Consider the following 12,475-nt stretch of genomic DNA (forward strand, 5'->3'; position numbering starts at 1 on the left):
ATGTAAGCTCGGTCGCCGCTTGCTCGTGTGCGCAATCCTGCGCACACGGCAAGACCGGGGTTGGGCGTCCTGCCCAACCCGCCCGAGGCATGCCTCGGGCCCATGCGGCTCACGCCCCCGCAACCGGACCCACCCCGCCTTAGACAGCTTCCTGCAATCTGCCGGAACGGGATATTGCACTGGTGGGTGTCGACCTTGGTCGACACGGTGGATCCACGCCATGCGTGGATGAACGAAAGAATGATCGGAATGATCTTCTGTAGAGCCGAGCCATGCTCGGCTGAGAGGCTTCGCGTACAGCAGCCGAGCATGGGCTCGGCTCTACAAAGAGAGCCTGCCTTTGCTTTTGATCTTCTGATTCTTTTCCGTGGCTGGCACGCGCAGGAAACTGTGGGAGGCCGGTCGGGATGGGCTGCGCAGGACCGTTGGCGCCATGGATGGCGCCATCGAGCCCCCACGGACGGGTTTACGGCGTGTCCTGCGCAGCCCATCCCGACCGGCCCAACTCGCAATGCCAGTCGAGTAACAGTCGACTCTACCCGCGCCCAGCCACGAGGGGCCCCGCCGTTGGCTGGAACCCATCATTCCACGACGGAATTGGCGCCCAGGCCCCGCTGGGCCTACCATCGGCGGTCCCCACCCCCACCGCCCCTTCCATGTCCGCTCCCGCTTCCGCCGCACCGCGTCGCTGGTTCGTCGCCGGCGACTTCAACGGCTTCTTCGGCCTGGTCGTCGACAACCTTTCCATCCTCGGCTTCATCGCCATGGCCCTGGTCGGGATCTTCCAGTTCCCCGCCGACGTGGTGTTCGGCCGCATGTTCCCAGGCACGGCCTTCGGCGTGCTGATAGGCAATCTGCTGTACACCCTGATGGCACGCCGGCTGGCCGCGCGCAGCGGCCGTGACGACGTCACCGCCATGCCGCTCGGCCTGGATGCCCCCACCAGCATCGGCATGGCCCTGCTGGTGCTTGGCCCGGCCTTCATCGCGTTCAAGCAGCAGGGCATGGACCCGCACGCGGCGGGCATCGCCACCTGGCAGCTGGGCATGGCGGCGCTGGTCATCATGGGCGTGCTCAAGTTCGTTCTGTCGTTCTTCGGTGAAGCAGTCACCCGTGCGCTGCCGCGTGCCGCGCTGCTGGGTTCCATCGCCGGCATCGCGCTGGTGCTGATGGGCCTGTTGCCGCTGCTGGAGACGCTGCGCTCGCCGCTGGTCGGCTTCACCACGCTGGGCCTGCTGCTGTATGTGCTGATCGCCAAGGGCAAGCTGCCGGTGCGAGGCCCGGGCGTGCTGCTGGCCTTCGTGTTCGGCACCGCGCTGTACTACGGCCTGGGCCTGGCCGGGCTGGGCGCCCCCGGCTTCCATGTACCGGAGTGGGTGCCGCCGCAGGTGGTGCTGCCGCTGCCGACGCTGGGCTTCCTCGACGGCCTGCCCACCGCGATGACCTACCTGCCGCTGCTGCTGCCGTTCGGCCTGCTGATGGTGGTCGGCGGCATCAATGTTTCTGAAAGCGCGCGTGCGGCCGGCGATGACTACCGCACCCGCGACATCCTGCTGGTGGAAGCGGTGGCTACGCTGGTGGCAGGCGTCTGTGGCGGCGTCGCGCAGACCACGCCGTACATCGGCCAGCCGGCGTACAAGCACATGGGCGCGCGCAGCGGCTATACGCTGCTGACCGGCCTGTTCGTCGGCATCGGCGGCATGCTTGGCATCATCTCCGGGCTGGTGCAGTGGCTGCCGCTGGCGGTGCTGGCACCGATCATCGTGTACGTGGCCATCGACATCACCACCCAGGCCTTCCAGGCCACGCCGCGCCACCATACCGGCGCGATGGTGTTCGGTTTCCTGCCGTCGGTGGCCTACCTGCTGGCGATCAAGGCGCCGGGCTGGATCGCGCCGGATCAGCTGCCCCAGCTGCTGACCAAGCTCGACGGCCACGGCTTGCCGGAGCTGGCGGTGATCTTCACCCTCGGCAACGGCTTCATCATCACCTCGATGTTGTGGATCTCGGCGGTGGCGGCGATGGTCGATGGCCGCCTGCGCCGTGCCTGCGGCTTCCTGCTGGTGGCGGCGGTGCTGACCCTGTTCGGCCTGATCCACTCGGTGGATCCGCGCGGCGGCATCTACCTGCCGTGGGAGCTGGAAGGATTGGCGCGCATCATCAGTGTGCAGTTTGCCGGTGCCTACGTGGCCCTGGCGGTGCTGCTGGGCCTGCTGTCGCTGCAGAAGCAGCCGGTGAAGCCGCTGGGTGATCGCACCGATCATTGACCGGTGATGCCGGGCATGGCCCGGCGCTACCGCTTCTTCCACTTCTGGTGCTCTGTAGAGGCGAGCCTGCGCTCGGCTGCTCTGAGCCGAGCATGGCTCGGCTCTACAGGGGCGTGTTGCAGGCGGCGAATGCTTACAGCGCGCTCTGCCGGCCAGCGGCCGGCACTACCGCTCGGCGTCCAGCTCCGGGTAGTGGCGGAAGATGCCATTCGTGTTGAATGCCAGGCGCCTTTCCGAGCCCAGGTAGGCGGCAATGTTGGGTCGTTTCGCCACTCGTTCCTGCAGCGCACGCAGCAGGGGCACGGCGGGCGCCAGTGCCTGCATGCGGCGCGGGAACATGTAGTCCAGACCACTCAGCAGCTGGAACAGCGACAGGTCCACATAGGAATGCTCGCGCAGTGCATGGCGGCCACCGTTGGCGGCCAGCACCCGTTCGAAGTAGCACAGGAACTTCGGCAGGCGCTCGCTGCGCAGCGACGCGGCACGTGCCTTGGCCTCGGTCTTCTGCTCTTCGTAGTATTTTGATGCGGCGATCGGATGGTGAGTGTCATGCACCTCGGCCACCAGGTCAGCGATGGTCAACTGCAGTTGCAACGCCTGCATCCGCCGCGATGCGGCCTGCGGCACCAGATCCAGCGTCGGGCCGAGGAAGTCCAGGATGGCGGCGACCTGCGCAATGACCTGGCGACCGGCCTTCAGGAACGGCGGCGCGAAGGGCTGTGCCCCGTCACTGCTGCCATCGAGAAACGGTTGCATCACCGCATCACCGTGCACCCGCGCCATGTCGATGTAGTCGGCGCCGGCATCTTCCAGCGCCAGGCGCACGAACTCGCCACGGCCCTGGATACCGGTCCAGTAGTACAGCGCATACTGCATGGCAGTGTCTCCGCAGGACAAGGCCCACAGCCTCGCGCGCGGCACGCAAAGCAGGCGTGAGCGCGGCTTTGGCGTGGGCCGAAGCCGAACGGCAGCGGAACAGGCAGGGAACCGGCTGGAACCGGTGGGGTCACACCTTCTCCATGCGTGTGAAACGAGGTGCTGCATCATGCAGAGTGGAAAGGCGGTATGGCCCTGGGTGCTGGGTGTGGTGGTGATCGGCGGCGCGAGCGGTTGGTTGTTCCGCGATCAGCTGAGGCACCTGGCAGACGGTGTTTCGGTGCCGGTGCACTCAACCCCCGCCAGCACCAGCGCACCGCCGCAACCGCAGGCGGCCGCGGACCCCGCGCCAGCACCGCCGCCGATCAGGCATCCGCTGGACACCGAGGCCGCCGCTGACCCGGCGCTGCCCAAGTTGGCCGACAGTGATGCGGCTGCCTGGGGCGCATTGAGCCAGCTGTTCCAGGGCGAGGGCCCGATGACCCTGCTGCTGCGCGATCACCTGATCCAGCGCCTGGTCACCCAGGTCGACAACCTGGACAAACCAAGCGTGCCGCCGACGGCGCTGGCCGCACGGCCGCTGCCGGGCAACCTGCAGGTCGAGCCTGGCGAGGGCGGGGAACGCATCGCGGCAAGCAACTCGGCGCGTTACGCGCCCTATGTGCAGGCCTTCACTGCGCTGGATCCAGCGGCAACGGCTACGGCGTACAAGCGCTTCTATCCGTTGATCCAGCAGGCCTACGTCGACCTGGGCCGGCCCGAGGGCTACTTCAACGACCGGCTGGTGGCGGTGATCGACCATCTGCTGGAGACCCCGGAACTGGTGCAGGCGCCATTGGTGCAGCGTGATGAGCGCGGTCGCTACCGCTTCGTCGATTCCACCCTGCAGTCGCGCTCGATAGGCCAGAAGGCGCTGTTGCGCATGGACGCCGCGCAGGCGCGGGCGGTCAAGCAGCAGCTGCGGGCGATCCGCAGCGCGATCACCGGCTGAGTCCGCTCACCGCGCGGAACTGATCGGGATCAACGCGCCGACCACACCCGTTCCGGCATGCTGGCCGCAGGCTGACTGGCCTCGGGGTGCAGTCGCAGCCACCCTTGAAACGGGGTGGGGCAACCGCATCTTCCCAGCATCGCCGGCGCGGGCCGGCCCTGATGACCGATGAGGATTCGCAATGCGGATGGACAAGCTCACCTCGCGTTTCCAGCAGGCGCTGGCAGACGCACAGTCGCTGGCCGTGGGCCGCGACAACAGCATCATCGAACCGGTTCACCTGTTCAGCGCGTTGCTGGACCAGCAGGGCGGCAGCACGCGCCCGCTGCTGGCCCAGGCCGGGGTGAACGTGCCGGTGCTGCGCGAGCGCCTGACCGAGGCGCTGGATGCACTGCCGAAGGTGTCCGGCCAGGCCGGCAACGTCTCGATGGGCAATGACCTGGGGCGCCTGCTGAACCAGACCGACAAGCTGGCCCAGCAGCACGGCGATGCCTTCATTGCCAGCGAGTGGTTCGTGCTGGCGGCGCTGGAAGACAGCGGCACGCTGGGCATGGCGCTGCGCGCCGCCGGTGCCGACAAGACCCGCCTGCAGGCAGCCATCGACAAGCTGCGTGGCGGCGAGAACGTGCAGTCGGAGAATGCCGAGGAACAGCGGCAAGCGCTGGAGAAGTACACCATCGACCTGACCGCGCGTGCCGAGAGCGGCAAGCTCGATCCGGTGATCGGCCGTGACGAGGAAATCCGTCGCACGATCCAGGTGCTGCAGCGCCGGACCAAGAACAACCCGGTGCTGATCGGCGAACCCGGCGTGGGCAAGACCGCGATCGTGGAAGGGCTCGCCCAGCGCATCATCAATGACGAAGTGCCCGAAGGCCTGCGCGGCAAGCGCGTGCTGTCGCTGGACATGGGCGCGCTGATCGCCGGCGCCAAGTTTCGCGGTGAATTCGAGGAGCGCCTGAAGGGCGTGCTCAACGACCTGGCCAAGAACGAAGGACAGATCATCCTGTTCATCGACGAGCTGCACACCATGGTCGGCGCCGGCAAGGCCGATGGCGCGATGGATGCCGGCAACATGCTGAAGCCCGCCCTGGCGCGTGGCGAGCTGCACTGCATCGGCGCGACCACGCTGGATGAGTACCGCAAATACATCGAGAAGGACGCCGCGCTGGAGCGCCGCTTCCAGAAGGTGTTCGTCGGCGAACCCACGGTGGAGGACACCATCGCGATCCTGCGCGGGCTGAAGGAAAAGTACGCCGTGCACCACGGTGTGGAAATCACCGACCCGGCCATCGTGGCTGCCGCCACGCTGTCCAACCGCTACATCACCGACCGCCAGCTGCCGGACAAGGCCATCGACCTGATGGACGAAGCCGCCTCGCGACTGCGCATGGAGATCGATTCCAAGCCGGAGGAGCTGGATCGCCTGGAACGCCGGGTAATCCAGCTGAAGATCCAGCGCGAGATGCTGAAGAAGGAAAAGGACGAAGCCTCGCGGCAGCGCCTGGCCGATCTCGAAAAGGACATCGATGCGCTGGAGCGCGAGTTCTCCGATCTCAATGAAATCTGGAAGTCGGAGAAGGCGGCGCTGCAGGGCGCCACCAAGATCAAGGAACAGGTCGAGCAGGCCAAGCTGGAGCTGGAAGCTGCGCAGCGCCGCCAGGATTTCGCCAAGATGAGCGAAATCCAGTACGGCCTGTTGCCGCAACTGGAAAAGCAGCTGGCCGCCGCGCAGGAAGCCGAGCACAAGGACTTCAAGCTGGTACAGGACCGCGTGACCGATGAGGAGATCGCCGAGGTCGTTTCGCGCTGGACCGGCATCCCGGTCAACAAGATGCTCGAAGGCGAGCGCGACAAGCTGCTGCGCATGGAAGAAGTGCTGCACAACCGTGTGGTCGGCCAGGAAGAGGCGATCAAGGTCGTCTCCGATGCGGTACGCCGCTCGCGTGCCGGCCTGTCCGATCCGAATCGTCCGGCCGGCTCGTTCCTGTTCCTCGGCCCGACCGGCGTCGGCAAGACCGAGCTGTGCAAGTCGCTGGCCGAGTTCCTGTTCGACAGTGCCGACGCGATGATCCGCATCGACATGAGCGAGTTCATGGAAAAGCACAGCGTCGCCCGCCTGATCGGTGCGCCCCCGGGCTACGTCGGCTACGAGGAAGGCGGTTACCTGACCGAGGCCGTGCGTCGTCGCCCGTATTCGCTGATCCTGCTCGATGAGGTGGAGAAGGCGCATCCGGATGTGTTCAACATCCTGCTGCAGGTGCTGGACGATGGCCGCCTGACCGACGGCCAGGGCCGCACGGTGGACTTCCGCAACACCGTCATCGTGATGACCTCGAACCTGGGCTCGCATCAGATCCAGGACATGAGCAGCGACGACAGCCCGGAGGCCTACACGCAGATGAAGGCAGCAGTGATGGGCGTGGTGCAGGCGCACTTCCGTCCGGAGTTCATCAACCGCCTGGACGACATCGTCGTGTTCCACCCGCTGGACAAGCAGCAGATCAAGCAGATCGCACGCATCCAGATGCGCGGGCTGGAGAAGCGCCTGGCCGAGCGCGGTTTGAAGCTGGCGGTCTCCGATGCGGCATTCGATCTGCTCGGCAACGTCGGCTTCGACCCGGTGTATGGCGCGCGCCCGCTGAAGCGCGCGATCCAGTCGCAGCTGGAGAATCCGCTGGCGCAGCAGATCCTGTCCGGTGCCTTCGTCAACGGTGACACCATCGAAGTCGGCAACGACGGGGGACGCCTGGTCTTCGCCAAGGCTTGAACCGGTGGCGCGCCTGCCCTGGCTGGCGCGCCACCAAAGCCCTGGCAAGGCACAATGATCCCGTTTCACTTTCGCAAGGACGAGGAGAACCGCATGGACGTTACCCGAAGGGTTTCACTCTGCATGGCGCTGGCGCTCGCTGCTGTTGCTGGACACGCTGCAGCCGTCGAACAGGTCCAGCTGCCGCCGATGAAGGGTTACCAGCAGGCCCACCAGAGCACCGACGCACAAGGCAACCGCATCACCGAGTACGTGCCGCAGGGCCAGACCGTGCAGGACTGGACCGACATGGTCACTGTCAATGATGCGCCGAACAGTGGCCATGTGAGTCCGCGCGAGTTCCTCGGCATCATCGAGGCGGGGTGGCGCATGGCCTGTCCGGCAGCGCAGAGCCACTGGATCCGCGAAGGCGAGGAGGGCGGACGGCCATTCGCGCTGCTGATGCTCAGTTGCCCGCTGAACCCCGGCACCGGCAAACCGGAGTTCACCTGGATCAAGGGCATGCAGGGCAGGCAGGGCTTCCACACCGTGCAGAAGTCGTTCCGCGCCGAGCCGGAGAAGGACGACGTCGTGCAGTGGATCGGCTGGCTGCGCGAGGTCGGCTTGTGCGGCAGCGGCGCCGCACAAGCCTGCCACTGATCGCAGCGAAAGAGGGCGCCCCGCGGCGCCCTTCATGCATCAGAAGCGGTGCGTATAGCCGCTCATCACGCCGAACTGGTTGGCCTTCTGCACGATCGGGCTGTCGGCGGCATCGCCGAGCAGGCGCGTGCCTTCGGCCGAGATGTACCAGTTGCCATTACGGCCCACGCGGTGGCTCCACTTCAGGCCGACACCGGCGCTGACCAGGCCCGCCTTCGGTTTGTGCTCGGCAAAGCCGGTGCGCGCGGCCTGTTCCGGACTGACGCCGTACCAGGTCTGCATGTAGCCACGGTTGCCGTAGTCGGTGGAGACGCTGCCGCTGACCACGCCACCGGCCAGGTCGAACAGCGGCATGCTCAGGTTCAGGTGGATCTGCTGGGTAGCCAGTCCGTTCTCAGCCTTGTCCTCGTCCTTGCGGGTGAACTGCCAGGAGCCGCTCAGCACGGCCTCGCCCAGCGTATATCCAGCCGAGACACCGACCAGGGGACGGGTATCGATATCGCCCATGCCGCGCAGGAAGTCCGAACCACCGAGCAGCGAATCCTTGTCCTTGCGGATGCCGCTGGCACCGACGTAGGCGCGCACGCGGGTGTGCTCGCCGAGGGAGGTACCCCAGCCGATGCCACTGGTGCCCAGAAACCAACCTCCCGGCGAGGTGACATCGAAGGACAGCGAAGGCGTCGCACGGTACTCCTTGCTGCCGCTGTAGCGCGGCGCCACGCCACCGCCGGCGGCGAGCTCGAAGGTCCAGTGGTCATCCTTGGCGTGGGCGATCGGGGCGGCGAACAGCGGCAACAGGGCGAGGTGGAGCAGGGCGGGGGAACGGCGAAGCTGGGACATGGAAACTCTCGACAATGGGAGGAAAGCAGCGCGCGCATCCGGCGAGTGCTGCAGGGTCGCTAGCGTGGCGATACGCCGTCGACCGATCCGTCCGCAGTTGTGCGGGAGTTGTAATCAACTGTAATTGCGCCCGTGGGCGTTCAGCTGGCAGCCAGCGGCCAGTGCATTTCCAGGCGTGCGCCGCCGAGGGCGGCGCGACCGATGCGCAGTTCGCCGTGGTGACGTGCGGCAATGCGGCCGACGATCGCCAGGCCCAGGCCGAAGCCGCCAGTGTCGCGGCTGCGGCTGTCATCCAGGCGGGTGAACGGGCGGACCACCTTTTCGCGGTCAGCCTCGGCGATGCCGGGGCCGTCGTCGTCCACGCGCAGGCAGGCGCGCCCGCCCACACTCACCAGCGACACGTCCACCTGCGAGCGCGCGTGGCGCAGGGCATTGCCGACCAGATTGCTCAGCGCCAGCTGCAGCAGGCGCGGTTCCGCTTCCAGCCGAGGCAGGGCGCTGGGCTGCACGCGCAGCACCAGGCCGGCACGTTCGGCATCGCGGCGGGCATCGGCCAGGCAGGCCTGCAGCCAGTCGTTGGCTTCGATCCGCTGCATCGGTTCGCCCTCGCTGGGATGCTCCAGCCGTTCGTAGGCCAGCAGTTCGCTGACCAGCCGGTTGAGCTCGGCCAGGTCGCCATGCAGGCCCTGCGCCAGTCGTTCGCGGCGCTCGCGGTCATCGCTGTCCTGCATCAGGTCCAGGCCGAAGGCCACGCGCGCGATCGGCGTACGCAGTTCGTGGGAGATCGCATGGGTCAGGTCGCGCTGGCGCTGTACCAGTTCGGCCACGCGCGCGGCCATGCGGTTGGAATGGTCGACGATGACCCGGATCTGCGAGCGTGGCGAGACCTGCGCGCGTGCCTGCAGATCGCCGGCGCCGATGCGGTCGGCATGCACGCGCAGGGCATCCAGATCGCGCCAGAGCAGGCGTACCCAGGCGTACAGGCTGGCGCCGACCAGCAGCAGAATGCTGAGGTAGGCCGCGATGGTCATGTACGTGGTCATCTGCACCGCGCCAGGCACGCGCAGGTGCAACCAGCGACCATCGATGCCTTCGATGGGCAGCAGGACCTGCTGGTACTGATCGCGCACGATGAAGCCATCGGCCTGCACGGCTGCCTGTTCCTGCGGGGTCAGCGCGGGAGGCTTGTCGAGCAGGGTCAATGCGATGCCATAGTGCGGTTGCCACTGCTGCAGGCGCTCACGCTGCTGGCTACCGTCCAGGCCGGCCAGGCCGCTGCGCAGGGCGTACACCTGCCCGCGCACCTGCTGGACGAAAACGCGATCCTGCACGGGCGTATAGATGCTGTCGAGCACCCGGTTGAGAAAGAACACCGAGGCCAGGAAACAGGCGCCGGTGATGAACCACAGCCACAGGAACAGCCGCTTCATGCCGTCCAGGCCGACGGATTGAACTGGTAGCCGCGGCCCCACACGGTCTTGATCCGCCGCGGCTCGCGCGCATCGTCGCCGAGCTTGCGACGCAGCTTGCCGATGCAGACGTCAACGCTGCGGTCCAGGCCGTCGAAACCGATACCGCGCACCGCCTGCAGGATCTGGTCACGGGACAGGATCTGCCCCGGCTGGCTGGCCAGCAGCCACAGGATCTCGAATTCGGTGGTGCCCACGTCCACCGTGGCACCGTGCAGGTGTACCTCACGCTGCATGCGGTCGATCAGCAGTTCACCGTGCATCAGCCGGCTGGGCGTGCCGGTGTTGCTGCTGCCGTGGCGGCGGCGCAGCAGGGCGCGCAGGCGGGCCAGAAGCAGGCGTGGTTCGATGGGCTTGTGCACATAGTCGTCGGCGCCCGATTCCAGGCCCAGCACCTGTTCGATGTCGTCCTCGCAGGCGGTCAGCATCAGGATCGGCACATCGGAGAAGCTGCGGATCTGGCGGCACACGTCGATGCCGCCCAGGCCGGGCAGCATCAGGTCCAGCACCACCAGTTCCGGCGCGTGCTGGCGGCAGGCGGCGCCGGCCAGGTCGCCGCGTGCGATGTGCTGCACGGCGAAGCCATGCTGGTGGAGGTAGTCGCTCACCAGTTCGGCCAGGCGACGGTCGTCCTCTACCAGCATGACCGACGTAGGCGAACTGCTGGTGGTGGGATGCCAGGGCGATGGCTGCATGGGTGGGGCCTCCGTGCCCGGGCAGCAGCGCCCGGCGGCGCAGCCTAGCAGCGCCCCATGACGACTGCCTGAATCGCGGCCAACCTGATAACCGCCGGTACGGGCGTCATTGCCAGTGGCTTTCAGTGGCGGGCGCGGGCTGGCCTATGGTGGCGGTTTCCCCGGATGGAGCCTGGTGCAATGAGCGAACCGCAGTGGCAACTGGAAACCCTGGCCGTGCACGGCGGCTACCGTCCCGACCCGACCACCCGCGCGGTGGCGGTGCCGATCTACCAGACCGTGGCGTATGCCTTCGATGACACCCAGCACGGCGCCGATCTGTTCGACCTGAAGGTGCCCGGCAATATCTACACCCGCATCATGAACCCTACCACCGACGTGCTGGAGCAACGCCTGGCCGCACTGGAAGGTGGCATCGGGGCGCTGGCGCTGGCCTCGGGGCAGGCCGCGATCACCTATGCCCTCCAGACCATCGCCGAGGCCGGTGACAACATCGTCGCCTCCAGCGCGCTGTATGGCGGCAGCCTCAACCTGCTGGCACACACGCTGCCGCAGTATGCCATCCAGGCGCGCTTCGCCGACCCGGCCGATCCTTCTGCGTTCGCCGCGCTGATCGACGAGCGCACCAAGGCGGTGTTCGTCGAATCGATCGGCAACCCGCGCGGCAACGTCACCGACATCGCCGCCATTGCCGAGGTCGCGCATGCCGCGGGTGTGCCGCTGATCGTCGACAACACCGTGGCCACGCCGTTCCTGCTGCGCCCGTTCGAGCACGGTGCCGACATCGTCGTGCACTCGCTGACCAAGTACCTGGGTGGCCACGGCAACAGCCTCGGCGGTGCCATCATCGACTCCGGCCGCTTCGACTGGGCGGCGCAGCCGAAGCGTTTCGCCCGCCTCAACCAACCCGACCCCAGTTACCACGGCGTGGTCTATACCGAAGCACTGGGGCCGGCGGCCTACATCGGCCGCGCGCGGGTGGTCCCGCTGCGCAATACCGGTGCCGCGTTGTCGCCGTTCAATGCGTTCCTGATCCTGCAGGGCATCGAGACCCTGGCCCTGCGCATGGAGCGCATCAACGCCAATGCACTGGCCGTCGCGCAGTTCCTGAAGGCGCACGACAAGGTCGCCTGGGTGCGTTACGCGGGATTGGCCGACGATCCCGAGCATGCCGCCGCGCAGCGCTATCTGGGTGGGCACGGCTCGGGCGTACTGACCTTCGGCCTGCCCGGCGGCCGTGAAGCCGGCGCGCGCTTCCTCGATGCCCTGAAGCTGTTCACCCGCCTGGTCAACCTGGGTGATGCGAAGTCACTGGCCACCCATCCGGCCTCGACCACCCATCGCCAGCTGGATGCCGCGGAGCTGGCCAAGGCCGGCGTCAGTGAGGACACCGTGCGGCTGTCGATCGGCATCGAACACATCGGCGACCTGCGCGCCGACCTGGAGCAGGCCCTGGCCGCCGCCTGATAGCCACGCGCTTGGTCGTCATCGCCACAGGCGATCACCGCCGGCCACGCGATGCGCTAGGGTGAACTGCCTCTCCAAGGCGTGGCAATGTGGCGATCCAGATCCCCGGTCGATGCGGGTCGACCGGGGATTTTTTTGTTTCCGGGGTCAGATCCGTTTTCCTGTGGAAAACGGATCTGACCCCATGTGCCAACGGTCGGCATCAATCCTGGTAGATCCACGCCATGCGTGGATGGATCTCCATCGGAATCGAACATTCCGACAGTTCATCAAACAGCATCCACGCATGGCGTGGATCTACTGCAGATCGCGGGAAATTGTCGAAGGCGGGGTGGGTCCGGTTGCGGGGGCGTGAGCCGCATGGGCCCGAGGCATGCCTCGGGCGGGTTGGGCAGGACGCCCAACCCCGGTCTTGCCGTGTGCGCAGGATTGCGCACACGAGCAAGCGGCGACCGAGCTTACAT

At 66.9% G+C, this 12,475-nt stretch carries 9 protein-coding genes; 5 read left to right on the plus strand and 4 right to left on the minus strand.

The features are described 5' to 3' along the window. Positions 1 to 656: 656 nt before the first annotated feature. Complete coding sequence (locus AC5P74_RS19965) at positions 657 to 2,267, plus strand: SulP family inorganic anion transporter (RefSeq protein WP_171957525.1); 1,611 nt, start codon at positions 657 to 659, stop codon at positions 2,265 to 2,267. A 165-nt stretch (positions 2,268 to 2,432) separates the two neighbouring features. Here AC5P74_RS19965 and AC5P74_RS19970 read toward each other — a convergent pair whose 3' ends face one another. Beyond that, the gene (locus AC5P74_RS19970; protein ID WP_206621001.1) at positions 2,433 to 3,143 is read right to left on the minus strand and encodes a glutathione S-transferase; all 711 of its coding nucleotides are present in this window, start codon (positions 3,141 to 3,143) and stop codon (positions 2,433 to 2,435) included. 169 nt (positions 3,144 to 3,312) lie between these two features. On the opposite strand from AC5P74_RS19970, the gene AC5P74_RS19975 reads away from it, so the two are divergent. From AC5P74_RS19975 to AC5P74_RS19985, 3 genes are all read left to right on the plus strand, one after another. Next, complete coding sequence (locus tag AC5P74_RS19975; RefSeq protein ID WP_329843366.1) at positions 3,313 to 4,134, plus strand: DUF3014 domain-containing protein; 822 nt, start codon at positions 3,313 to 3,315, stop codon at positions 4,132 to 4,134. A 181-nt stretch (positions 4,135 to 4,315) separates the two neighbouring features. After that, on the plus strand, positions 4,316 to 6,901 hold the full coding sequence (clpB, locus tag AC5P74_RS19980; protein ID WP_329843364.1) for an ATP-dependent chaperone ClpB: 2,586 nt from the start codon (positions 4,316 to 4,318) through the stop codon (positions 6,899 to 6,901). Positions 6,902 to 6,994: 93 nt separating this feature from the next. Further along, entirely contained in the window at positions 6,995 to 7,540 is a 546-nt protein-coding gene (locus AC5P74_RS19985; RefSeq protein ID WP_227838095.1) for a hypothetical protein, read from the plus strand. Positions 7,541 to 7,579: 39 nt separating this feature from the next. On the opposite strand, the gene AC5P74_RS19990 is transcribed toward AC5P74_RS19985, so the two are convergent. From AC5P74_RS19990 to AC5P74_RS20000, 3 genes are all read right to left on the minus strand, one after another. Then, entirely contained in the window at positions 7,580 to 8,380 is an 801-nt protein-coding gene (locus AC5P74_RS19990; protein ID WP_329843362.1) for a MipA/OmpV family protein, read from the minus strand. 140 nt (positions 8,381 to 8,520) lie between these two features. Continuing rightward, entirely contained in the window at positions 8,521 to 9,810 is a 1,290-nt protein-coding gene (locus tag AC5P74_RS19995) for an ATP-binding protein (protein WP_065178912.1), read from the minus strand. Beyond that, the gene (locus AC5P74_RS20000) at positions 9,807 to 10,544 is read right to left on the minus strand and encodes a winged helix-turn-helix domain-containing protein (protein WP_005418539.1); all 738 of its coding nucleotides are present in this window, start codon (positions 10,542 to 10,544) and stop codon (positions 9,807 to 9,809) included. The genes AC5P74_RS19995 and AC5P74_RS20000 overlap by 4 nt, the downstream gene beginning before the upstream one ends. Positions 10,545 to 10,724: 180 nt before the next feature. Here AC5P74_RS20000 and AC5P74_RS20005 point away from each other — a divergent pair, with 180 nt between their 5' ends. After that, positions 10,725 to 12,011 carry an O-acetylhomoserine aminocarboxypropyltransferase/cysteine synthase family protein gene (locus AC5P74_RS20005; protein WP_053500794.1) on the plus strand — a complete coding sequence of 429 codons (1,287 nt, stop codon included), beginning with the start codon at positions 10,725 to 10,727 and terminating at the stop codon, positions 12,009 to 12,011. The last annotated feature ends 464 nt before the right edge of the window (positions 12,012 to 12,475 follow it).

This window comes from Stenotrophomonas sp. YJH_SMC_94-11, assembly GCF_059370435.1.